21 protein-coding genes are annotated in these 23,000 nt (G+C 52.7%); 5 read left to right on the top strand and 16 right to left on the bottom strand.

All coding sequences use genetic code 11. The features are described 5' to 3' along the window. Nucleotides 1-14: 14 nt before the first annotated feature. On the bottom strand, nucleotides 15-443 hold the full coding sequence (rplM, locus tag J0X00_RS14610) for a 50S ribosomal protein L13 (RefSeq protein ID WP_136483333.1): 429 nt from the start codon (nucleotides 441-443) through the stop codon (nucleotides 15-17). A gap of 269 nt (nucleotides 444-712) precedes the next feature. Next, nucleotides 713-1,816: a cell division protein ZapE gene (zapE, locus tag J0X00_RS14605; RefSeq protein ID WP_218562306.1), complete on the bottom strand. Its 1,104-nt coding sequence runs from the start codon at nucleotides 1,814-1,816 to the stop codon at nucleotides 713-715. 151 nt (nucleotides 1,817-1,967) lie between these two features. Here zapE and zapG point away from each other — a divergent pair, with 151 nt between their 5' ends. The 3 genes from zapG (at nucleotide 1,968) to degS (ending at nucleotide 5,655) form a co-directional block, all read left to right on the top strand. Next, nucleotides 1,968-2,420: a Z-ring associated protein ZapG gene (zapG, locus tag J0X00_RS14600; protein ID WP_136483331.1), complete on the top strand. Its 453-nt coding sequence runs from the start codon at nucleotides 1,968-1,970 to the stop codon at nucleotides 2,418-2,420. Nucleotides 2,421-2,904: 484 nt separating this feature from the next. Beyond that, nucleotides 2,905-4,272: a Do family serine endopeptidase gene (locus J0X00_RS14595; RefSeq protein ID WP_218563444.1), complete on the top strand. Its 1,368-nt coding sequence runs from the start codon at nucleotides 2,905-2,907 to the stop codon at nucleotides 4,270-4,272. A gap of 321 nt (nucleotides 4,273-4,593) precedes the next feature. Next, complete coding sequence (gene degS, locus J0X00_RS14590; protein ID WP_136483330.1) at nucleotides 4,594-5,655, top strand: outer membrane-stress sensor serine endopeptidase DegS; 1,062 nt, start codon at nucleotides 4,594-4,596, stop codon at nucleotides 5,653-5,655. Between the two features lie 196 nt (nucleotides 5,656-5,851). On the opposite strand, the gene rplS is transcribed toward degS, so the two are convergent. From rplS to ffh, 5 genes are all read right to left on the bottom strand, one after another. Next, a complete protein-coding gene (gene rplS, locus J0X00_RS14585; RefSeq protein ID WP_136483329.1) occupies nucleotides 5,852-6,205 on the bottom strand; it encodes a 50S ribosomal protein L19 in 354 nt (117 codons plus the stop codon). Nucleotides 6,206-6,246: 41 nt separating this feature from the next. Then, nucleotides 6,247-6,990: a tRNA (guanosine(37)-N1)-methyltransferase TrmD gene (trmD, locus tag J0X00_RS14580; protein ID WP_136483328.1), complete on the bottom strand. Its 744-nt coding sequence runs from the start codon at nucleotides 6,988-6,990 to the stop codon at nucleotides 6,247-6,249. Between the two features lie 26 nt (nucleotides 6,991-7,016). After that, nucleotides 7,017-7,571 carry a ribosome maturation factor RimM gene (gene rimM / locus J0X00_RS14575; RefSeq protein WP_136483327.1) on the bottom strand — a complete coding sequence of 185 codons (555 nt, stop codon included), beginning with the start codon at nucleotides 7,569-7,571 and terminating at the stop codon, nucleotides 7,017-7,019. A gap of 29 nt (nucleotides 7,572-7,600) precedes the next feature. Next, nucleotides 7,601-7,849 carry a 30S ribosomal protein S16 gene (gene rpsP, locus J0X00_RS14570; RefSeq protein WP_136483326.1) on the bottom strand — a complete coding sequence of 83 codons (249 nt, stop codon included), beginning with the start codon at nucleotides 7,847-7,849 and terminating at the stop codon, nucleotides 7,601-7,603. Nucleotides 7,850-8,151: 302 nt separating this feature from the next. Then, entirely contained in the window at nucleotides 8,152-9,531 is a 1,380-nt protein-coding gene (ffh, locus tag J0X00_RS14565) for a signal recognition particle protein (RefSeq protein ID WP_136483325.1), read from the bottom strand. Between the two features lie 327 nt (nucleotides 9,532-9,858). Between ffh and J0X00_RS14560 the strand changes: the two genes are divergently transcribed. Together J0X00_RS14560 and J0X00_RS14555 are read left to right on the top strand one after the other, a co-directional pair. Further along, nucleotides 9,859-10,653, top strand: a complete 795-nt coding sequence (locus J0X00_RS14560) for an inner membrane protein YpjD (protein WP_136483324.1) — start codon at nucleotides 9,859-9,861, stop codon at nucleotides 10,651-10,653. 132 nt (nucleotides 10,654-10,785) lie between these two features. After that, nucleotides 10,786-12,060, top strand: a complete 1,275-nt coding sequence (locus tag J0X00_RS14555; RefSeq protein ID WP_218562308.1) for a CNNM domain-containing protein — start codon at nucleotides 10,786-10,788, stop codon at nucleotides 12,058-12,060. A gap of 137 nt (nucleotides 12,061-12,197) precedes the next feature. Here the strand turns inward: J0X00_RS14555 and luxS are convergent, their stop codons facing one another. From luxS to J0X00_RS14510, 9 genes are all read right to left on the bottom strand, one after another. After that, entirely contained in the window at nucleotides 12,198-12,716 is a 519-nt protein-coding gene (luxS, locus tag J0X00_RS14550; protein ID WP_136483322.1) for an S-ribosylhomocysteine lyase, read from the bottom strand. Between the two features lie 25 nt (nucleotides 12,717-12,741). After that, on the bottom strand, nucleotides 12,742-13,347 hold the full coding sequence (locus J0X00_RS14545) for a hypothetical protein (protein WP_136483321.1): 606 nt from the start codon (nucleotides 13,345-13,347) through the stop codon (nucleotides 12,742-12,744). 16 nt (nucleotides 13,348-13,363) lie between these two features. Continuing rightward, nucleotides 13,364-14,929: a glutamate--cysteine ligase gene (gene gshA / locus J0X00_RS14540; RefSeq protein WP_282477085.1), complete on the bottom strand. Its 1,566-nt coding sequence runs from the start codon at nucleotides 14,927-14,929 to the stop codon at nucleotides 13,364-13,366. Between the two features lie 156 nt (nucleotides 14,930-15,085). Further along, nucleotides 15,086-17,941, bottom strand: coding sequence for a pitrilysin family protein (locus tag J0X00_RS14535; protein WP_282477084.1), 2,856 nt, complete (start codon nucleotides 17,939-17,941; stop codon nucleotides 15,086-15,088). 9 nt (nucleotides 17,942-17,950) lie between these two features. Next, entirely contained in the window at nucleotides 17,951-18,412 is a 462-nt protein-coding gene (locus tag J0X00_RS14530; RefSeq protein WP_282477083.1) for a YqaA family protein, read from the bottom strand. Next, the gene (locus J0X00_RS14525) at nucleotides 18,406-19,356 is read right to left on the bottom strand and encodes an NADP-dependent oxidoreductase (RefSeq protein WP_136483317.1); all 951 of its coding nucleotides are present in this window, start codon (nucleotides 19,354-19,356) and stop codon (nucleotides 18,406-18,408) included. The genes J0X00_RS14530 and J0X00_RS14525 overlap by 7 nt, the downstream gene beginning before the upstream one ends. A 127-nt stretch (nucleotides 19,357-19,483) precedes the next feature. Continuing rightward, the gene (locus J0X00_RS14520; RefSeq protein WP_136483316.1) at nucleotides 19,484-20,614 is read right to left on the bottom strand and encodes a sodium ion-translocating decarboxylase subunit beta; all 1,131 of its coding nucleotides are present in this window, start codon (nucleotides 20,612-20,614) and stop codon (nucleotides 19,484-19,486) included. A 9-nt stretch (nucleotides 20,615-20,623) separates the two neighbouring features. After that, the gene (oadA, locus tag J0X00_RS14515) at nucleotides 20,624-22,405 is read right to left on the bottom strand and encodes a sodium-extruding oxaloacetate decarboxylase subunit alpha (RefSeq protein WP_282477082.1); all 1,782 of its coding nucleotides are present in this window, start codon (nucleotides 22,403-22,405) and stop codon (nucleotides 20,624-20,626) included. A 26-nt stretch (nucleotides 22,406-22,431) separates the two neighbouring features. Beyond that, nucleotides 22,432-22,689 carry an oxaloacetate decarboxylase subunit gamma gene (locus tag J0X00_RS14510; protein ID WP_136483314.1) on the bottom strand — a complete coding sequence of 86 codons (258 nt, stop codon included), beginning with the start codon at nucleotides 22,687-22,689 and terminating at the stop codon, nucleotides 22,432-22,434. Nucleotides 22,690-23,000: the final 311 nt, after the last annotated feature.

Genomic DNA, 23,000 nt, shown 5'->3' with positions numbered 1-23,000 from the left:
TCCGAAATCCCCGATTAGATGTCTAGTACTTTAGGTTGTTGAGCAGCGTGGTTGTGCTCAGCGCCTGCGTAAACTTTCAGCTTACGGTACATAGCACGGCCTAGAGGACCTTTTGGAAGCATACCTTTAACCGCTAGCTCAAGTACCATCTCTGGCTTACGTTCAATCAGCTTCTCGAAGCTAGTTGACTTAAGGCCACCTGGGAATTCAGTGTGACGGTGGTACATCTTGTCTTTAGCTTTGTTACCAGTTACAGCAACTTTCTCCGCGTTTACGATGATGATGTAATCACCAGTGTCAACGTGTGGAGTGTATTCAGCTTTGTGTTTGCCACGTAGGCGAGATGCAATTTCACTTGCTAGACGGCCAAGAGTTTTACCTTCAGCGTCTACAACGTACCAGTCGCGTTTTACAGTTTCTGGTTTAGCAACGAAAGTTTTCATGCTAATAATAACCCGTTTAATCAAATTTACACTTAAAGGAGCGTATACGCTCCCACTGTCTAAGAGCCCAGTCATCACCCCTTCGAGTGGGTGGCACTCTCGGCCTTTAAAAGACCTGCAGTAACGGTGGGTCGCAGGATTATAGAGAAGAGAGAAGAAAAAATCACCTCTTTTTGCTTAAAAAACTCATTTTTTTAAGCCCTGCGCCCTTTTTTTCGGGCTTACGCCCAATGTTTTTCAGGCTGACGCCCTATGTACAGCGGAATGAATTACGCGAGATGCTCGCGAGCCAGATATTCATGGCTCTGCATTTCTGTCAGCCTTGACTGACAACGTTTAAATTCAAACTCCAGCTGGCCCGCAGTATACAGATCTTCGAGCGCAACTTCTGCAGAAATTATCAGTTTTACATGCCGTTCGTAGAATTCATCGACTAAGGCGATAAAACGGCGTGCCGCGTCATCGATGGTGCGCCCCATCTGCTCCACGTCCGCCAGCAACACCGTGTGATACAAACGTGACATCTCTATATAGTCGTTCTGGCTGCGTGCGGTCTGGCACAACTGGGCAAACGTGGCATGCAGCACACCATCACTGGCAGCAAGCACATCAATGCGGCGATGATTGATCTCAATTTGATCCGCTTTAGGTTTATCTAGGCCAACCAACTGAGTGTAATATTGCTGCAGATTGCTGCGCGCCTGGTCATCAAGCGGATAATGGTAAATTTCAGCCTGCTGCAACGTACGCAAACGGTAATCCACTCCGCTGTCAACATTCAGCACATGGCAATTGGCTTCAATCAGGGCGATGGCCGGCAGGAAACGAGCGCGTTGCAAGCCGTTGCGATACAGATCGTGCGGCGGAATATTGGAAGTAGCGACCAGGATCACGCCGCGCAGGAACAGCGCCTGAAACAGAGTTCCTAGGATCATCGCATCGGTGATGTCTGACACAAAAAATTCATCAAAGCAGATGATCACCGCCTCATCACGGAATTTATCTGCCACGATCTCTAAAGGATCGCCGACATCACCCAGTTGTCTCAGTTCATCATGTACCCGATACATAAAGCGGTGGAAGTGGACGCGCATCTTTTTATCGGTCGGCAGCGCCTCATAAAACGTATCCATCAGATAGGTCTTACCGCGCCCGACGCCCCCCCAGAAATAGAGACCTTGCGGCGGCTTCGGCACTGCCTCTTTTTTACCGAGTAACTTTTGCCAGCGTGAAGGTCGTACCACTGGGGTATTAATGAAATCGATTACCTGATGATGCAAGGCATCCAACGCATCAACCGCGCGCGCCTGCGCTTCATCCCTTTGAAAATCAGATCGTTTTAGATCTTGCTCGTATCGCTGCTTTGGTGTCATGACAGTCTGCTAAAAAAATGAGGGGTAAATTCTGACGGTTAAAGGGTGTGCTTTTTGCTTTATCCGCCAACAGTCTCATAGTAACATGTCCCTTGAACATGTGTAACCAACCAGTGAAAAACATGTTAAATAACAACAATAAGGAGCAGTTATGCCTTGGATATATGCCATTGTGGGCTTGCTAGTAGGACTCGTTGCAGGGATTGTAATTGCTCGCCTGACGACCCCTCAATATAAGTCCCAGAAGACCCTACAGAAAGATTTAGACAGCGCTAAGTTTGAAATTGAACAGCATCGCCAGGAGCTGGCGGACCACTTCGCCCAGGCTGCGGAGATGCTGGATACACTCGGTAAAGATTACACCAAACTTTACCAGCACATGGCTGCCACCTCGTCAGAGCTGCTGCCAAGTTTGCCTGAGCAGGACAATCCGTTTGTGAAAAAGATTGCCCAGCATAAAGAGAGCGACACCTCATCAGCCAGCAGTGACGATACGTTCGAGCAGCCGCCGAAGGATTATGCCCAAGGCGCGACCGGCCTGCTGAAACCAGAAGAGAAAGCCATCATCCGCTCTTCTGAAGTGGTCAGTGCCAAAGCGAGTTAATCGTCCGCAACGGTTGTGCGCTGAAGCGACTGTTTTATCGAGATATCGCTTTCTGCAAACAATGTTTTATCTAGACGTGTTTTATACATACGCTTTATACAAACATACGCTTTATACAAACATAGTTTTCTATAAACGTTGCTATACCGAGACAACTTGGCGTTGCAGCCAGCACCGAGGCAGCTTCAAGTAGGAAGGTAATCTGCGCCACACCATGCGTCACCGCCCACCATACCTTTGTGGCCGGTGACGCATTCGTTTAAGGGCTGCTTTCTTTTAAGTCATGCATGCGTTATCGGTGATGCCGGGTTTAGTGCTTACACATCGTTTATGAGTTAAACATCGTTTAGCGCGCAAACATCGCTGTGCAGTAAATGAACTTTACTCATGTTTTTGAGTCATAACCCTCACTGAGCCTGTTGAAATGTCAGATCCTGACACAAATATCACAATAGCCAGACGTTAATCTATGAGGAGTTTTATGATGAAAAAACCTTTGCTTGCCTTAACCGTCCTGTCTCTAAGCTTAAGTTCCATCATCGCCCCACTACCGGCCTCCGCCGCCCTGCCTTTATCTGTCAACGGAGAACAGGTTCCCAGCCTGGCCCCAATGCTGGAAAAAGTCACTCCGGCCGTGGTCAGCATTGCGGTTGAAGGCACTCAAGTCTCTCGCCAACGTATTCCAGACCAGTTCCGTTTCTTCTTTGGCCCTGACTTCCCGACTGAACAATTACAGGAACGCCCGTTCCGTGGCCTCGGCTCCGGTGTGGTCATCAACGCCGACAAAGGCTATGTGGTCACTAACTACCATGTCATTAACGGCGCGGAAAAAATTCGCGTCCAGCTGCATGACGGTCGTGAGTATGACGCCGAGCTGGTTGGCGGCGACCAGATGGCCGATATCGCCCTGATCAAACTCGATAAGGCGAAAAATCTGACCCAAATTAAGATTGCCGATTCCGACCAGCTGCGGGTCGGTGATTTTACCGTCGCGATCGGTAACCCGTTTGGTCTTGGTCAGACCGTCACGTCGGGTATTGTGTCGGCGCTGGGCCGCAGTGGCCTCAACATCGAAAACTTTGAAAACTTCATCCAGACCGATGCCGCGATCAACAGCGGTAACTCCGGTGGCGCGCTGGTCAACCTTAATGGTGAACTGATCGGCATCAACACCGCGATTCTCGGCCCGAACGGCGGTAACGTCGGCATCGGCTTTGCCATCCCGGCCAACATGATGAAAAACCTCACCGATCAGATCCTCGAATTCGGCGAAGTGAAGCGCGGTATGCTCGGCGTGCAGGGTGGCGAGATCACCTCTGAACTGGCCGAGGCACTAGGTTACGACTCCAGTAAAGGCGCATTTGTCAGCCAGGTGCTGCCGGACAGCGCCGCGGATAAAGCCGGTATCAAAGCCGGAGACATCATTACCTCGGTCAACGGCAAGAAGATCGACACCTTTGCTGAGCTGCGTGCCAAAGTCGCCACCCTTGGCGCAGGCAAAACCGTTGAACTGGGTATCGTGCGTGACGGCAAGTCGCGCAGCTTCGATGTCACCCTGGGTGAACAGAGCAACGCTAAGACCAAGGCGGATAAACTGCATGAAGGCCTGACCGGTGCTGAGCTAAGCAATACCACCGATCAGGATCCGATAGAAGGGGTCAAAGTGACCAGCGTGGAGAAAGATTCTCCGGCGGCCAACTATCAGATCGAGAAAGATGACATCATCATCGGCGTGAACCGCAAACGGGTGAAAAACCTCGGTGAACTGCGTAAAGTTCTGGAGAAAACCCCCAATGTACTGGCGCTCAATATCCAGCGCGGTGAACGCACCATTTATCTGGTGGTTCGCTAGTCAGCTTTCAGGGCGAGACTCCGCCCTGATCTGTCACCAGAAACATTCTGGTTATTAGTGATATATTTATAGGAAAAGGGCAGCTTTGTTACGCTGCCCTTTTGTTATTTCAGCCGGTAATGCTATTCTTCGGATTCGTTACCAAACTGCCCCAACGCGAGTCAGGTCGTTGAAATCGTTATCCGATCTAAACCGGGCAGAACCGAACCAACCCACGCGATGCCGAGCAGGTACTGTTGTATCCCTGACTCACCATCAGGCCCTGAGCAGCGTACGTGGAATACCTTTATTTTCGTCATCGACTAACCGTTTGGGGAATATATGCTGAAATTTCTGGGTCGCTCGGTCGGACTTGGGCTGGTCACCGCTGCTGTGGTGGTGTTTGCTGTGCCTTCACTGCGTCAGCACGTGATACCACCATCGGCGCCCAAACCAGCCAATATTGCGTCACTGCAAATCTCATTTAATCAGGCCGTACGCCGCGCTGCGCCTGCCGTGGTCAATATCTACAGCCGTAAATATTCCGAGAGTGACAAATCCAAACTCTCCACCCAGGGGCTGGGCTCGGGGGTTATTGTCAGCGAAAAAGGCTATATCATTACCAACTATCATGTCGTAGCCCAGGCAGACCAAATCATTGTTGCGCTGCAGGACGGCCGTGTTGCCGCTGCCCAGTTAGTCGGTAAAGACCGCCGCACCGATATCGCTGTGTTGCGGGTCGATGGCACCAACCTGCCGGTTATCCCGCAAAACCCGAACTACCAGGCTGAAGTCGGTGACGTGGTACTGGCCATCGGTAACCCGTATAACCTCGGCCAGACCACAACGTTCGGCATCATTTCGGCGACCGGCCGCTCCTCAATCAGTGCCGATGGCCGCCAGGCGTTTATTCAGACTGACGCCGCCATCAATGAAGGCAACTCAGGTGGTGCGCTGGTCAATACTCAGGGCGAACTGGTCGGCATCAACACCGCCTCATTCCAGCAGGCAACCGAGCTTGAGACTTACGGCATTTCGTTTGCCATTCCGTTCGCGCTGGCGCACAAAATCATGGACAAGATCATCGCCGACGGCCGGGTCATCCGCGGCTATATCGGCGTTGACGGCCAGGACATCAACTCGATGACCTCAAGGCTGCTCGGCAGTGAACATGTCGGCGGGATTGTGGTACTGGGCATTGACCCGAACGGCCCGGCCGCCAAGGCCGGCTTTCAGATCCGCGATGTCATTCTTAAAATCGACGGCCAGAAGATCAACGGCCGCCAGAACGTGATGGATACCGTGACTGACCTGCGTCCGGGCACTGTGGTCGAATTTACCCTGCTGCGCAAAGGCAAAGAGGTCACGGTGCCGGTCACGATTGCTGAGGATAGCCGCGAATAACCTGGGTCAACAGCCTGAAGTCCGATGGGCACAAGGTAACCCAAGGCACAAAGTAAACAGATGAGCTCAGAAGCTGGCCACTGCATTGCAGCCGTTAGAAAAACGCTGAGCGAGAAAAATACCTGAACCTATTCAAGAACGCATAAAAAAACGGAGCCCAAAGGCTCCGTTTTTTATGAGAACGCGAGTTCTAGCATTACTTCTTAGCAAGCTTCTCTTTGATACGAGCAGCTTTACCAGACAGTTCACGCAGGTAGTACAGCTTGGCACGACGTACTGCACCACGGCGTTTAACTTCAATGCTATCAACAACTGGAGAGTGTGTTTGGAACGTACGCTCAACACCTTCACCGTTAGAGATCTTACGTACAGTGAATGCTGAGTGCAGACCACGGTTACGGATTGCGATTACAACGCCTTCGAAAGCCTGTAGACGCTCACGGTCACCTTCTTTTACCTTAACTTGAACAACAACAGTGTCACCTGGTGCAAATTGAGGTAGGTCTTGTTTCATTTGCTCTTGTTCTAGAGCTTTGATGATGTTACTCATTGTGTAAATTCCTAGAATAAACTGATACTAAATTTAATAGGTTACTTAGCGTGAGTCTCTTTAATGTACTCGGCTAGTAATTGTTCCTGTTCGTCAGTCAGAGCTAGGTTTTCCAGGAGCTCTGGTCTTCTCAGCCAAGTTCGGCCCAGCGACTGTTTCAGTCGCCAACGACGAATGTCCTCGTGATTGCCGGATTTCAGTACCGCAGGTACCTCTTTTCCGTCTAACACTTCCGGACGCGTATAGTGCGGACAATCCAGCAGGCCATTGGCAAAAGAGTCTTCTTCTGCCGACGCGAAATCTCCCAATACTCCCGGAATAAACCGTGAGACCGAATCAATCAACGTCATGGCCGGGATTTCCCCGCCCGTCATCACAAAGTCACCAATTGACCATTCTTCGTCAACTTCAGACTGTATGATGCGCTCATCTACCCCTTCATAACGGCCACAGATCAGAATCAGATTCTGATTGGTTGCCAGTTCTTCAACGCCTTGCTGGTCGAGTTTTCGACCTTGAGGCGAGAGGTATATGACTTTCGTCTTTCCCGGTGCAGCGTGTTTCGCAGCATGGATGGAATCGCGCAAAGGCTGAACCATCATTAACATGCCAGGGCCGCCACCGTAGGGTTTATCATCGACAGTGCGACGTTTGTCATGAGTGAAATCACGAGGATTCCAGGTCTCAACTGACAACAACCCTTTTTTAACCGCTTGACCTGTTACTCCGAAATCGGTAACGCTGCGGAACATTTCAGGAAATAGGCTAATTATGCCAACCCACATGTGTTCTTCGCCTTATCGTTTCGAGTTTAGAACGCAGGATCCCAGTCAACTTCGATCCGTTGAGCTGAGCGATCAATCTGCTTGATCACTTGCTCTTCAAGGAACGGAATCAATCGTTCCTTTTGGCCAAAAGCATCTTTCAGATTTGCTTTCACTACCAGAACATCGTTCGAACCGGTTTCTAGCATGTCCACCACTTCACCAAGGTCGTAACCTTTCGTCGTGAACACCTTCATACCGAACAATTCCCGCCAGTAGAACTCGTCTTCTGACAATTCAGGCAGAGATGCCGGGTTGATAGCAATTTCTAAGTTAGTCAGCAGGTTTGCGTCTTCACGGATTTCAAGCCCTTCCAACTTAGCCACCATACCTTTGTTATGGCGCTTCCAGCTTTCTACTTTGTACTCAACCCATTCGCCCTTGTGGTTCACGAACCACGGACTGTAATCGAAAATGCTTTCAGCATTGTCTGTATAGGAAAAAACTTTAAGCCAGCCACGAATGCCATAAGAAGCACCAAACTTGCCTACAACAATCTTTTCGCTTTGCTCACTCATTGTTTCTTTGCCTTTCATCGACATAAACTAATTACTTCTTACTAAAGTAAGAATTAAGCCGCTTTTTGAGCGTCTTTAACTAGCTTAGCTACGCGGTCAGAAACTGAAGCGCCTTGTGAAACCCAGTGGTTCACGCGATCCAGATCCAGGCGCAGGCCTTCTTCTTGACCTTGAGCTGTAGGGTTGAAGAAACCTACTTTCTCGATGAAACGGCCAGTTGCAACGTTGCGGCTGTCAGCAACAACGATTTGATAGAATGGACGCTTTTTAGCGCCGTGACGTGCCAAACGAATGGTTACCATGTCGTCCTCTTTGCTTTCTCAAAAATAAAATTAACCCCAGTAACCATTTTATCAAAAACGGCTTGGGGTCTCGTGCCAAAATAAAGCCCCGGAATTTTACTCTTATTCCGGGGCATTGCAAGGGTTTTAGCTATTTTTTCGCCACCAGAAGTGGGGATAAAATACCGTGAGCTGGCTAACAGTTTGAAACTTAGCTGCAGAAGCGCACTGATGACGGGCGACTGCATTTAACCAACCTACTGGCCTGAGCCGGTTTTCACCCGTTCAAGCCAACTGTCTGCCCCGGCTGCAGACTATCCGTGCTAGCGACCGAAGAAACCGCCGCCACCGCCACCCATGCCGCCCATCATGCCTTGCATGTTGCGCATCATGCCTTTCATGCCACCCTTTTGCATCTTCTTCATCATCTTCTGCATCTGGGTGAACTGTTTGAGCAGACGGTTGACATCCTGTACCTGAGTACCGGAACCGGCTGCAATCCGTTTTTTACGCGAACCTTTAATCAGCTCCGGACGCTCACGCTCTTTCATCGTCATCGAACTGATGATGGCTTCCATCTGCTTGAACATACGGTCATCAACTTTATCTTTGATGTCGGTTGGCAGCTTGTTCATGCCCGGCAGCTTATCCAGCATACCCATCATGCCGCCCATGTTCTGCATCTGACCCAGCTGTTCGCGGAAGTCTTCCAGATCGAAGCCTTTCTTCTCTTTGAACTTCTTGGCCAGTTTTTCCGCTTTTTCCTGGTCGACATTGCGCTGCAGATCTTCGATCAGCGACAGCACATCGCCCATGCCCAGAATACGTGACGCCACGCGATCCGGGTGGAAAGGCTCCAGCGCATCGGTCTTCTCACCAACACCGAGGAATTTAATCGGCTTACCGGTAATATGACGCACCGACAGCGCTGCACCACCACGGGCATCACCATCGACTTTGGTCAGAATCACACCGGTCAGCGGCAGTGCATCACCAAACGCTTTGGCGGTATTGGCCGCATCCTGACCTGTCATCGCATCGACCACAAACAGGGTTTCCACCGGCGTGATCGCCTGATGCAGCTGCTTGATTTCCGCCATCATCTGTTCATCGATAGCCAGACGACCGGCGGTATCGACGATCAGAACGTCGTAGAATTTTTTCTTCGCGTGATCAATTGCCGCGTTGGCGATATCAATCGGCTTCTGGTCAGCAGAAGACGGGAAGAAATCGACCCCCAGGTCGGTTGCCAGGGTCTCGAGCTGTTTGATCGCCGCCGGGCGATACACGTCCGCCGAGACCACCAGCACTTTCTTCTTGTCACGCTCTTTGAGCAGTTTCGACAGTTTACCGACCGAAGTGGTTTTACCGGCACCCTGCAGACCCGCCATCAGAATCACCGCCGGTGGCTGCGCCGCCAGATTCAGTGCTTCATTGGACTCACCCATGACCGCTTCAAGTTCATTGCGAACGATCTTGATGAATTCCTGGCCCGGAGTGAGAGATTTAGACACCTCAACCCCAACCGCATTTTCCTTCACACGGGCGACAAACTCACGCACAACCGGCAGAGCGACATCCGCTTCCAGCAACGCCATGCGAACTTCACGCAGCGTCTCTTTAATATTGTCTTCTGTAAGACGTCCTTTTCCGCTGATATTCTTCAGCGTACTGGACAATCGATCCGTTAAATTCTCAAACATGCTTTTCTCTTCGCGATTAGGCGATCAATAGCGCTGAGTATACCTTAGCCAAAAGGATAGGCATACCCATAGTGCGGTTGCTGGTCAGTTTCTTTGTCGGTTTGCGCCCATCGAAGCGGGATTTTGCTGCTCACAGCGCGATTTTGCGCGTCACTGTCAGGCTGTGGCTCCCTTGTGGCGGCCTTTGGGGACGAAAACTGATACTCAACCCTAAGGTGGGGGTAAATTCTTATATCTCAACTCTCAAAATCGATCACGATCCAACGTAGCCCATCGGGGTCAGGCAAGGTATAATTCGCCACTTAGTCCACCATTATTGTGAGAAGCATGGATAACCTTATCGCTATCGTTGCCGCCATCTTGTACCTGCTGTCAATTGCGACGATTGTACCCGGCCTTTCCGGCCAGACCGGCATCAAAGCTAAAGCTGTCTTCGTCAGCGCCGCACTGGCACTGTTGTTTCACGCCTGGCTGCTCAGCGACCTGATTCTGCACGGCAGCGGCCAGAACCTGAGCATGCTTAACGTCGCCTCTTTAATCAGCTTTATTATTTCGCTGGTAATGAGTATCGCGATGTTCAAAACCCGTTTGTGGTTCCTGCTGCCGGTGGTGTACAGCTTCTCTGCCATCAACCTGTCGGCGGCAACCTGGTTGCCGGGCACGTTTATTACTCACCTCGAGAATGATCCTAAGCTGATGGTGCACATCTCGTTTGCACTCTTCTCCTATTCAACCTTATCGATTGGCGCTCTGTACGCGTTGCAGCTGGCATGGCTCGATTACAAGCTCAAAAAGAAAAAAGGCCTGAGCATCAATCCCAATATGCCGCCACTGCTCATGGTTGAGCGTCAGCTGTTTAAGATTATTCTGATTGGTAACCTGCTGCTGACCGGCACCCTGATCACCGGTATTTTCTTTATCGGCGATATGTTTGCCCAGGGCAAAGCGCATAAAGGCGTGCTGTCTTTTATCGCCTGGATTGTTTACTCCATTTTATTGTGGGGGCATTACCAGCGTGGCTGGCGCGGGCGCAAAGTGACCTGGTTTGCGGTCGCAGGGGCGACACTACTGACGTTGGCGTACTTTGGCAGCCGATTTGTCAGAGAGATTATTCTGCGCTAAGGTCAACGGGTTAGAAGATTGACACCCAGCCACAGTTAAGCCATTAATAGTTAAAACGACCGTTAGTTCATCATTAAAAAACGGATCAGGCCAACCTGATCATCTAAATTCATTACAAGGAAACCAAGCGTTTTGGACGACATATCAACGGGTATCTTATTTGCGCTGCTCGCGTGTCTCATTGTTATATCTGCTTATTTCTCCGGTTCAGAAACCGGCATGATGTCGCTTAACCGCTACCGTCTTAAGCATTTAGCGAATACCGGCCACAAAGGGGCCAAGCGGGTCGAAAACCTGCTGGGACGTCCGGACCGTCTGATTGGTCTGATCCTGATCGGTAACAACCTGGTCAACATCCTCGCCTCTGCCATTGCCACCATTCTCGGCATGCGTCTGTACGGCGACATGGGGGTTGCTATCGCCACCGGTGTGCTCACCCTGGTGGTACTGGTATTTGCCGAAGTGACACCAAAAACCCTGGCCGCGCTGTATCCGGAACGGGTGTCCTACGCGAGCAGTATTCTGCTCAGCCTGCTGATGAAACTGCTGTCACCACTGGTGATTTTCGTCAACTTCATCACCAACGGTTTTATCCGTCTGCTTGGCCTGTCAGCCCAGCACGGCGGTGACGACCCGCTCAGTTCAGAAGAGTTGCGCACTGTGGTCAACGAAGCCGGCGGTCTTATCCCACGCCGTCACCAGGACATGCTGCTGTCGATCCTCGATCTGGAGCACGTCACCGTCAACGACATCATGATTCCGCGTAACGAGATTACCGGCATCAACATTAACGATGACTGGAAATCGATTGTGCGTCAACTGACCCACTCGCCGCATGGCCGCGTGGTGTTGTACCGTGACAATATTGATGAAGTGGTGGGTATGCTGCGTCTGCGTGAAGCCTCGCGTTTTATGCTGGAGAAAAATGAATTCACCAAAGAGACACTGCTGCGCGCAGCCGATGAAGTCTATTTCATTCCGGAAAGTACCCCGCTCAACGTCCAGCTGCTGAAATTTCAGCGCAATAAAGAGCGTATCGGTCTGATTGTCGACGAATACGGTGATATCAATGGCCTGATCACGCTGGAAGATATTCTGGAAGAGATCGTCGGTGAGTTTACTACTTCGATTGCACCAAGCCTGTCGGATGAGATCACACCGCAAGGGGATGGTAGCTTCCTGATTGAAGGCAGTGCCAATATCCGCGATATTAACAAGAGCCTGAAGTGGAAACTGCCGACCGATGGTCCGCGCACCCTGAACGGTTTGATTCTGGAACACCTGGAAGAGATCCCGGCCAGCCACCTGAGCGTGAAGGTCGCCAGTCATCCGATGGAGATCGTCGAGCTGGAAGAGAACCGCATCAAGCTGGTGCGCGTTCACCCGCGCAAGAGCAAGAAATCTTAGTCGCAGGCCGCTTAAAAGAGAATCGGCAGATTCAGACACTAAAAAAGGCTTGGGAAATCCCAAGCCTTTTTTATCCGCCTACACACTGCTTTTCCGCCCGTAAACTGCGCCGTCATTGCCACTCGGCATGCGCGGGCTTAGTTCACTTTCAGCTCTTGCAGCATCGACTCCGGCAAGGCCAGTTCGTCGTTCTTGTTGACTGAAATACCGGCCGCAATCACCTTCTCTGCAATCGCTTTCGCTTCGGTCAGTGAGTGCATCGCTGCGGTACCGCACTGGTACTCGTTCAGCTCAGGGATTTTATCCTGACCTTCGACTTTCAGTACATCCTGCATCGCTGCCAGCCACGCGCTTGCAACCTGGTCTTCGCTTGGCGCACCAATCAGGCTCATATAGAAACCCGTGCGACAGCCCATTGGCGAGATATCGATGATTTCGACGTTAGCCCCATTAAGGTGGGCACGCATAAAGCCGGCATACAGGTGCTCCAGCGTATGGATACCACGCTCTGACAGAATATCCTGATTCGGCAGGGTGAAACGCAGGTCAAATACCGTGATGGTATCGCCCTTTGGTGTTTGCATGGTCTTGGCCACACGTACCGCCGGCGCACTCATGCGAGTGTGGTCTACGGTAAAGCTGTCTAATAATGGCATGTTTGTCTCTCCCTTGCAGGCCAGCTTAGAAAAACCAGCTGCGGTTATCTTCTAATTCCTGACGGCACTGTTTCAGCTGCCATCCATAATCATTGGCTTGTTGTTCAACCTTGCGCGCCACACGTTGTAATGCGGGCTTCGACTGATAGGTTTTACGTTTAAATCCGCCCCGTCCTTCATGATAGGCGAGATACTGATGATAGGTATCCCATTTCGAGACCCCAAGCGTACGCTGAGTTTCGCTGGTATACCAGCCAATAAACATCAGCGCATCATCAAAATTGGTGCGCGAGCCGCCATAATCGGTCGCATCCTGAAAATCGTCCCAGGCCGGATCCTGAGCCTGGGCATAACCATATGCACTGCTGACCCGGCCCCAGGGAATAAAGCCGAGCAGGTAATCTTTCGGTGGTTTGGCATCATGACGGAAACTGCTTTCTTGTTTGACGAACGCCATCGCAATTTGCATCGGCGTGCCCCACTCTTTTTCCATCGCCAGCGCATCTTCGTACCAGTCCGGATACTCACGGAAAATCTCGCACAGATTATTCTGCTGGGCCGGTGGCGATGTCGCACACCCGGCCAGCATTCCGGCACTGGCAAGAACCGCTAACTGGAAACCTTTTCTCATCGCAGTGCCCGGCCGCTTATTTCAGGTAGGCAAAGTAGTGTTGCAGAAAGGCATCGAAGTCGAGCTCGTCCTGCTGTTCAATCTCAGCCTGAGCCGCAACCGAACGCACCACTTCCTGTTCCATCACCTGTTGTGAATACACTTCATATTGATGGTCGAGGTTGTGCTGACGGTACTTCAGCCCCAGCGCGCAGCCGGTTTTACCCAGGCCGCCCATCTGTTTGGTCATCGCCAGGATTTGCGCTGACAAGGTACGCTCCGGATGGTCGATCCAGCCTTGCAGCTCACGACAGACATCCTGATAGGCACTGCCGCCCTGGGCCGCATCCATCAACTCAGCAATCTGCGCCAAATCGGCAAACACACGTTTGGCCCAGCTTTGCAGCGACAATTTTTCACCATGACAACCGATCTGCAGTTCCAGACCCGGCTTGCGCCCTTCCAGTACCACTTTGCTCCAGTTGTCACGCCAGCATTCCAGCTCACAGCCATCCATCGGGTCGGAATCAGACAATGCCGCCCAGGTCAGGAACAGATCGAGGAAACGCACCTGCTGCTCAGTGATCCCCACCGGGCTGAACGGGTTGACGTCCAGTGAACGCACTTCGATGTATTCCACCCCACCGCGACCGAGCGCTTCGGACGGTTTCTCACCGCTTTTCGCCACCCGTTTCGGACGGATTGGCGCATAGAGTTCGTTCTCAATCTGCAGCACATTGCTGTTGAGCTGACGGTATTCACCGTCCACTTTCACGCCCAGCTTGGCAAACTCGTCAGAAGGCGTGCGAATCGCCTGGTTAAGGCCCTGCAGGTATTGCTCAATGCTGTTAAAACCAATTTTCAGCGCACTCTGCGCATTATTGGTGTAACCCAGATCGCTCAGACGCAGCGAAGTGGCGTATGGCAGATACAGAGTCTGACCGATATTCTCAAACGGCAGCTTACTTTCGCGGCCACGCAGAAAAGAGGAGCACAAGGCCGGCGAAGCACCGAAGAAATACGGGATCAGCCAGCCAAAGCGGTAGTAGTTACGGATCACGGCAAAGTAAGCATCGGACTTGGTCGCCTGACGCTGCTCGTCATCCTGTTCACCATACAATGCATCCCAGAAAGAATCCGGGAACGAGAAATTAAAATGCACGCCTGAAATGATCTGCATCAGGCTGCCGTAACGGCGTTTCAGACCGGTACGGTAGAGTGTTTTCATGCGGCCACTGTTGGAGCGGCCATACTGCGCCAGTTCGATGTCATCTTCACTGCCGACATAACATGGCATCGACATCGGCCACAGCTTCTCTTCACCCATTTTGCTCTGGGCAAAATGATGGATATCAGCCAGCTGGGACATCAGGACAGGCACCTGGTTCGACACCGGGGTGATGAACTCAAGCAAAGGCTCAGCGAAATCCGTCGTGATCCAGTTGTTGGTCAGTGCCGAACCCAGTGCTGTTGGATGAGGCGTCTGTGCGATAGCTCCATCCGGAGTATAACGCAGCGTTTCACGTTCAACGCCTCGGCCAAACTGTTGAAACACTTCAGGTTGTTGAGCGACTTTGGTAAGTCGCGCGGCAAAATTAGTCAAAATGAGATTCGCTTATGTGTGTGATAATCCAAATGAAGCTGAGCTAACTCCGCAACACAAAACAGCGTCGATTATACGCGGGACCGATAAGGTAGCCCGTAATCCACCATGTTTGCAACAGGAGGCGTAAACTTCGCCTCCTGTGTTATGTGTACTCTAGCGGATGATTTCAAGCTCTTCTACGGGAATTGTTAACTTTTCCAGTTCAGGTTTGAGTGTTTTGGTATCGCCGACCACTATGATCTGGTAATCATCCGGATTGAACCATTTGGCGGCCAAATCATCCAGGGTCGATTTATCGATATCCTTCACGATCTCATTGCGCTGCTGCAGATAATCGCGATCGAGATTGTAGGTCAGGATACTGCTCAGCAGCTGCGCTTTCTGTGACGGTGTTTCATAGTTGAGCGCATCCTGCTGGCCCACCGCCAGGCGCATAAACTGCAGCTCTTTCTCCGTCATACCCTGCTGGCTGAAGCGGCTCATCTCTTTTTCCATTTCGATGATCGACGGCACAGTTGAATCCGCACGCACCTGAGCATTATAGACAATCGCGCCGACTTCACGGTTGCTGGCAAAATAGCCGTTCGCGCCGTAGGTGTAACCTTTGTCTTCACGCAAGTTCTGGTTAATGCGGCTGTTAAAGTTACCGCCGAGATTAAAGTTAGCCAACTGGCTGCGGTACAGCTCACCGGTGGCGTCAAACGGCAGACCGCGCCGTACCAGACGCACGATGCTTTGCGGCGCGCCCGGTTTATCAACCAGATACACTTTCTGACCGTTGAGTTTCGGGATCACCTGCGGACGCAGCAGTGGCGACACCTCACCTTTCCAGTCGGCGAAGAAATGCAGCTCACGACGCACTTCACGTTTGCTGATATCGCCCACCACCACAATCTGCGCGCCTTGCGGGGTGTAATGCTGCTGGTAGAAACCTTTGACATCATCCAGCGTCAGCGCAGCAATCGACTGTTTGGTACCGTCACTGGTGCGGGCAAACACCGAATCACCAAACAGCACCTGACGGGTGGCCTGGGAAGCCAGCCAGCCCGGCTGCTGGTGCTGATACACCACGCCTTCAATCATCTGCTGCTTGATACGGGCAAAGTCTTCGGCGCGGAAGCCGGGATGGAACAGCACTTCCGACACCACATCCAGCGTCTGCGGCAGATTTTTCTTCAGGCTCGAAATCACGATGCTGGTCGAATAGGAATTGGCATTAACGCTGACCTGCGACCCGAGTTTATCCAGTTCAGCCTGGATCTGTTCCACACTGCGCTTAGTAGAGCCTTCCTCCAGCATCGCCGCAGTCAGATTGGCCAGCCCTTCTTTCCCGCTCTCGACATGGCGCTCACCGGCCGGCAGCTTGATTTTGACCAGCACGGTCGGGGTTTCTGAAGTCTCGGTGCCGAGCAGTTCAGCGCCATTATCAAAATACAGCTCATACAGCGACGGCATATGCGCCTGCACCGCCTTGGCCACTTGCGGCATCACCGAACGGTCAAAGTCGTCATCAACTGTGCGGTAGTTGAGCTCGTCATCGCTGATTTTGTGATACTCAGGCAGCTCGCGTGCCGGCGGAGTGAAGTTGTCTGGCTGCACCGCCAGCTCGGTTTTCCCGCGCGGCACCACACTCAGGGTCACTTTATGTTGACCATCAAGATAACGCTGATAGACATCCTTGACCGATTGCGGCGACACCGCGCGCAACTGCTCAAGCTGGGTTTCAATCCGATCCGGCTGACCATAGAAGGTTTCATTGCTGGCCAGCTGAGTCACCTTACCCTGGACACTTTCCAGCGCAAATACCGCATTGGCCTCCGCCATGCCGTTGATCTGATCAAGACGACCTTCAGGCACACCCTGCTGCTCAAATTGCTGCAGCGTCTGCATCAGCTCATGATAAAGCGGTTTAAGCTGCGCCTTATCGCCGGACGGTGCCATGGCGTAAACATAAAAGTTGCACGCCAGCTCAGCACATTCCTGGAACGCACCGGCGTCGACCGCTTTCTGGGTTTTGACCAGGTTCTGATACAGCAAGCCGTTAGTTCCGCCGCCCAGCACCTTGGCCAGCGCATCCAGTGACGCCTGATCATCCGAGCCGCGGTAGCTGGTCGGCCAGCCGATCACGACCATCGGTTGCTGAATGCGATCCTGCATGGTGACATAACGGTCCTGCGGCACAATCGCCGGCTGTTTCGGCGCCTTATCCACTTCCGGACCGCGCGGGATAGAACCAAAGTACTTATTGACCCACTGCAGCGTCTGTTTGACATCGATATCACCACCGATCGTCAGCACCGCATTGTTCGGGCCGTACCAGCGCAGGAAGAAAGCTTTCAGGTCATTAACATCGACCCGGTCGAGATCCTCAACATAGCCAATCGTCTGCCACGAATAAGGATGGTCTTTGGGATACATGGCTTCGCCCATTTTCTCCCAGATCAAACCATACGGGCGGTTGTCGTAATTTTGCGCGCGTTCGTTTTTCACTGTGTCGCGCTGAATCTCGAACTTACGCTGCGAGACGGCGTCGAGCAAAAAGCCCATCCGGTCGGACTCCAGCCACAGCACTTTTTCCAGCTGATTGGCCGGCACGGTCTCGTAGTAGTTGGTGCGGTCGCGGTTGGTCGAGCCATTGAGCGAGCCACCCGCTTCGGTGATCAGACGAAAATGTTCCTGATCCGCCACATGTTTCGAGCCCTGGAACATCATGTGCTCAAAGAAATGGGCAAAGCCGGATTTGCCCGGAACTTCACGCGCCGAACCGACGTGGTAAGTCACATCAACGTGAGTCAGCGGATCGGAGTGATCCGGCGAAAGAATCACCGTCAGGCCGTTGGCCAGGCGGTACTTTGAATAAGGGATCATCACTTTTCCCGGCTGTGCATCCTCTTGTTCAACAAGAGTGACGCCGGAAGGCAGAGATGAGAAAAGCGATGTTGGGGTGTTCGTTGAGGTACAGCCATAAATGGCGATAAGAGAAACGACACCAATCCAGATTTTTCTCATGACATATCCTTAGAAAAAACCATAAAAAACAGCAGCCAGCAAAGAATAACGTGCGGCTTTGCCAATCAGAATCAGTAAGGCGACCAAAAACCAGTGCATACGAAGCCAGCCAGCCGCCAGGCAGAGCGGATCACCGATAATCGGTAACCAGCTCAGCAGCAGAGCCCAGTAGCCGTGTTTATGCAGCCAGGCTAAAGCTTTATGACCCTGCTTTTCCTGATCAGTTCGATTTGGCAGCCACAAACCAAGCCAGTAGTTTGTCATACCACCCAGGGTATTGCCCAGTGTTGCCACCAGAACAATCATGATTGGCGAGTATTGCGGAAGAGATAAGGTTGCAACCACGGCGGCTTCGGAGCCGCCGGGCAGTAGAGTTGCACTGAGAAACCCGCCCCAGAACAGCACCCACAGGGCGGAGTCTGCAAACAGCGGAATCAGTTGGGAAAAGCCAGAGTTAATCCACTCTAGCATTGCATATCAAGCAGTACCTTGCCCCGGGTATGGCCAGACTCAAGCTGAATGTGGGCCTGCGCCGCCTCGGTCAGCGGATAGACGTGCTGAATTTCGGTTTTCAACAAGCCGACACTGACCATGTACAGCATGGTATCGAGTTGCTGCGGATTGGGGTCAACCAGCATACCGGTGGCATTAAAGCCAAGCAGCTTGGCTTTTTCACAAATCAGCTCGGCGCTTAACGTCGGCACAGTGACCACCCGCGCGTCATCGCTCAGACACTTGAGCGCATCCAGCGCCGCATCGCCGCCGACCAGGTCAATCAGCACATCCACATCCTGCAGACGCTGTGACACCGGCTCGAAATTGTAGTTAATCGCATGCGCGCCTAAGGTGGCAAGGTAATCCAGGTTACCTTCACTGCAGGTGGTATACACTTCGGCTTTGGCCGCAATGGCGATTTGCACCGCCAGATGACCGACGCCGCCGGCCCCGGCCAGGATCAGCACTCGTTCACCTTCTTTCACTTCGGCTTTGCTCAGCGCCTGAGCGGCGGTTTGTCCGGCCAGCGGTAACACCGCCGCGGCTTCGAGTGTGACCGCATCCGGCACCACACTCAGCTCACTTTGCGGCACGCACACATACTGACTGTAACCACCGCCACGCAGCGGAAAGCCGATAAAGCCCGCCACATTCGCGCCCGGCTGCAGAGCGCTGACACCTTCGCCGACTTTGACCACGGAGCCGGAAATATCATAACCCGGCACCCAAGGCAGATTGTCTTTATTCTGCGCGGCGGCCCAGCCAAGTCCGGCCCGGGTTTTCACGTCAATCGGATTCACGCCGGCAAAGGCGACCTTAACCAATACTTCGCCGGCCTGCGGCTCGGGTAGCGCGGATGATTGAATGGCGAGCACGTCCGGCCCGCCAAATCGGGTAATTACAATCTGCTTGTTGTCCATGTCCTTTCCTTGAGCCTGTGGGCGAAATGAAAAAAGGATGCCGAAGCATCCCTTTGAATATATACCAAATTATCTGCGACCGTGAATACGGGCTTCGCAATTTGGCCTTTAGTTAACCGATAGATAGTTAACCGACCAGCGCCAGCAACACACCCGCGGCAACTGCCGAACCCAATACCCCGGCCACGTTGGGCCCCATGGCATGCATCAGCAAAAAGTTCTGCGGATTGGCCTGCAGACCGACTTTGTTGACCACCCGCGCTGCCATCGGTACTGCCGATACACCGGCCGCGCCAATCAGCGGGTTGATGTCCTCTTTGGAGAACTTGTTGAGCAGCTTCGCCATCAGTACGCCACCGGCAGTACCGATACTGAATGCCGCCGCACCCAGCGCCAGGATACCCAGCGTCTCCAGGTTGAGGAACTTGTCTGCCTGCAGTTTAGAGCCGACACCCAGGCCAAGAAAAATGGTCACTATGTTGATCAGCTCGTTCTGCGCCGTTTTCGACAAACGCTCGACCACGCCCGCTTCACGCATCAGGTTACCCAGACAGAACATACCGACCAGCGGCGTCGCCGCCGGCAGGAACAGAATCGTCATCAGCAGTACCATCAGCGGGAAAAGGATCTTTTCCGCTTTACCGACATGACGCAGCTGCGCCATTTTGATCTGACGCTCTTCTGGCGTGGTCAGCGCTTTCATGATCGGCGGCTGAATAATCGGCACCAGCGCCATATAGCTGTACGCCGCTACCGCAATCGCACCGAGCAGATCCGGCGACAACTGACTGGCGAGGAAAATCGCCGTCGGGCCGTCCGCACCACCGATAATCGCGATTGACGACGCATCGGCCATGGTGAACTCCATGCCCGGCACATAGTTGAGCAAAATCGCCCCGAACAGCGTGGCGAAAATACCCAGCTGCGCCGCTGCGCCAAGCCAGAGGGTTTTCGGGTTGGCGATCAAAGCGCCAAAGTCGGTCATCGCACCAACGCCCATAAAAATCAGCAGCGGGAAGACACCCGACTCAATACCGATATGGTAGACGTAGTACAACAGGCCGCCCGGCTCGGTAAATCCGGCGTTAGGAATGTTGGCCAGCACCGCACCAAAGCCAATCGGCAGCAACAGCAAAGGCTCAAAGCCTTTACTGATCGCCAGAAACAGCAGCAGGCAGCCGACCAGAATCATGATGATCTGGCCAAACTGGAAATTGGCAATGCCGGTTTCCAGCCACAGGGTCATTAATCCGTCCATGGTTCTCCCTTACGCCAGGCTGAGCAGAGGTGCGCCGACAGTCACAGAGTCACCCTCTTTGACCAGCAGCTCCTGCACCACACCGCCGCGTGCGGCGCGAATTTCGGTTTCCATCTTCATCGCTTCCAGTACCACCAGAATATCGCCTTCGGCGACTTCGCTGCCGGCATGGACATTGATTTTGAAGATATTGCCGGCCAGCGGTGCCGGAATCGATTCGGCATCCTGCGCCGCGACGACCGGGGCGGCCGCCGCCGGTGCTGCTGCCGGAGAGACCGACGTCAGCTGGCCCTGCGGCCCGACTTCGACGTTGTAGACCTGACCGTCCACTTTCACGCTGTAAGTTTCAATCTTACCGGCAGATGCGGCAGGCGCAGATGAAGGCGCAGCAGGCGCTGGCTCACTGCCTGGTGCCGGTTCAAACGCATCCGGATTGCCGCGATTGGTAAGAAACTTGAGGCCAACTTGCGGGAATAAGGCGTAAGTCAGTACATCATCCACCTGCTCATCCGCCAGTCGGATACCGTTGGCTTTCGCTTTAACCTGCAGCTCACTGGTCAGGTTATCCAGCTCATCACTGAGCAGATCAGCCGGGCGGCAGGTAATCGGCTCAGCGCCTTCCAGCACGCGGCTTTGCAGCTCAGCATTGACCTCGGCCGGCGTCGCACCGTATTCGCCTTTCAGCACACCAGCTGTCTCTTTGGTGATGCTCTTGTAGCGCTCACCGGTCAGCACATTGATCACCGACTGAGTGCCGACGATCTGCGAGGTGGGTGTCACCAGCGGGATATAACCGAGATCCTGACGCACACGCGGGATCTCCTGCAGCACTTCGTCCATACGATCAGACGCGCCCTGCTCTTTAAGCTGGCTTTCCATGTTAGTCAGCATCCCGCCCGGAACCTGGGCAATCAGGATACGTGAATCGACCCCTTTCAGCTGACCTTCGAATTGAGCGTATTTTTTGCGCACTTCACGGAAGTAGGCCGCAATCGGCGCCAGTTTTTCCAGTTGCAGCTGGGTATCGCGCTCTGTGCCTTCCAGCATCGCCACCACGGTTTCAGTCGGGGTGTGGCCGTAAGTCTGGCTCATGGAGGAGATCGCGGTATCCAGAATATCGATACCGGCTTCAACCGCTTTAATCGCGGTTGCGGTCGACAGACCAGTCGTGGCATGGCAGTGCAGCGCCAGCGGCACATCACACGAGGCCTTAATACGGCGGATCAGTTCATCCGCTTCATACGGCTTGAGCAGACCGGACATATCTTTGATACACAGCGAGTGACAGCCGAGATCTTCCAGGCGCTTGGCCAGGTCAACCCAGGTCTCGATGTTATGCACCGGACTGGTGGTATAAGACATGGTGCCCTGGGCATGACCGCCGACATCAATCGTGGCTTTCACCGCCTTCTCGAAGTTACGTACATCGTTCATCGCATCAAAGATACGGAACACATCCATGCCGTTGGCATGGGCACGTTCAACAAATTTTTCCACCACGTCATCGGCGTAGTGACGGTAACCAAGCAGGTTCTGGCCACGCAGCAGCATCTGCATCGGCGTATTCGGCATCGCTTGCTTCAGCGCGCGCAGACGCTGCCACGGATCTTCACCCAGATAACGGATACAGGCATCGAAGGTGGCGCCGCCCCAGGTCTCTAGCGACCAGTAGCCCACTTTGTCCAGTTCGGCAGCGATCGGTAACATATCCTCGATACGCATACGCGTCGCGAACAGGGATTGATGTGCGTCACGAAGGACCACATCGGTAATAGCGAGTGGTTTAGACATGCTTATAAACTCCTTTTAAATTCTGACTACTTCGCCGCTGAAGTACGGTGTTGGTGTACAGCAGCGGAAATCGCAGCCACAACCTGAGGGCTGACAGCAGCAGAGGCGGGTTGCATTTTTTTCGCTGGGGACTTGGATACGATCGGCTGAGGTACTTCTTGTGGTACCCATTTAGACATTAACCGAACGAGATAAACCAAAATGGTGAGGAATAGAAATACGACCGTCATCCCTGTAACCATCAGGGTGGCCGCATCAACTAGCAGGCTTCCGATATTTGTCATTTTGCTTCCTTTCAGTGTCATCCTGACAACATATACCGCATACGTATAAAGACGCAGCGATATGTGAACAAGGATTATCAATTGTGGTGAAAAATTGTCAATTTAGTTCACACCACTCTTTAAGGCTTGCCACAAAATCAGCGTAAGATTCGTCACACAAATCACAAAATGTCATGCAATCTGCGATTTACTCGCTCAGTTATGTGCCGAATATGACGAGGTTAGTAGATAATCGGAATGAAAATTGAGATGCGGTTAATAAAGTGGCAACTCGCTTTGTAAAAACAAAGAGTTGTAAATAAAGAATAGAC

The sequence above is a fragment of the Vibrio sp. ABG19 genome, assembly GCF_029962385.1.
Lineage (GTDB): Bacteria > Pseudomonadota > Gammaproteobacteria > Enterobacterales > Vibrionaceae > Vibrio > Vibrio ostreae.
This window is presented reverse-complemented; position numbering and strand designations above follow the sequence as displayed.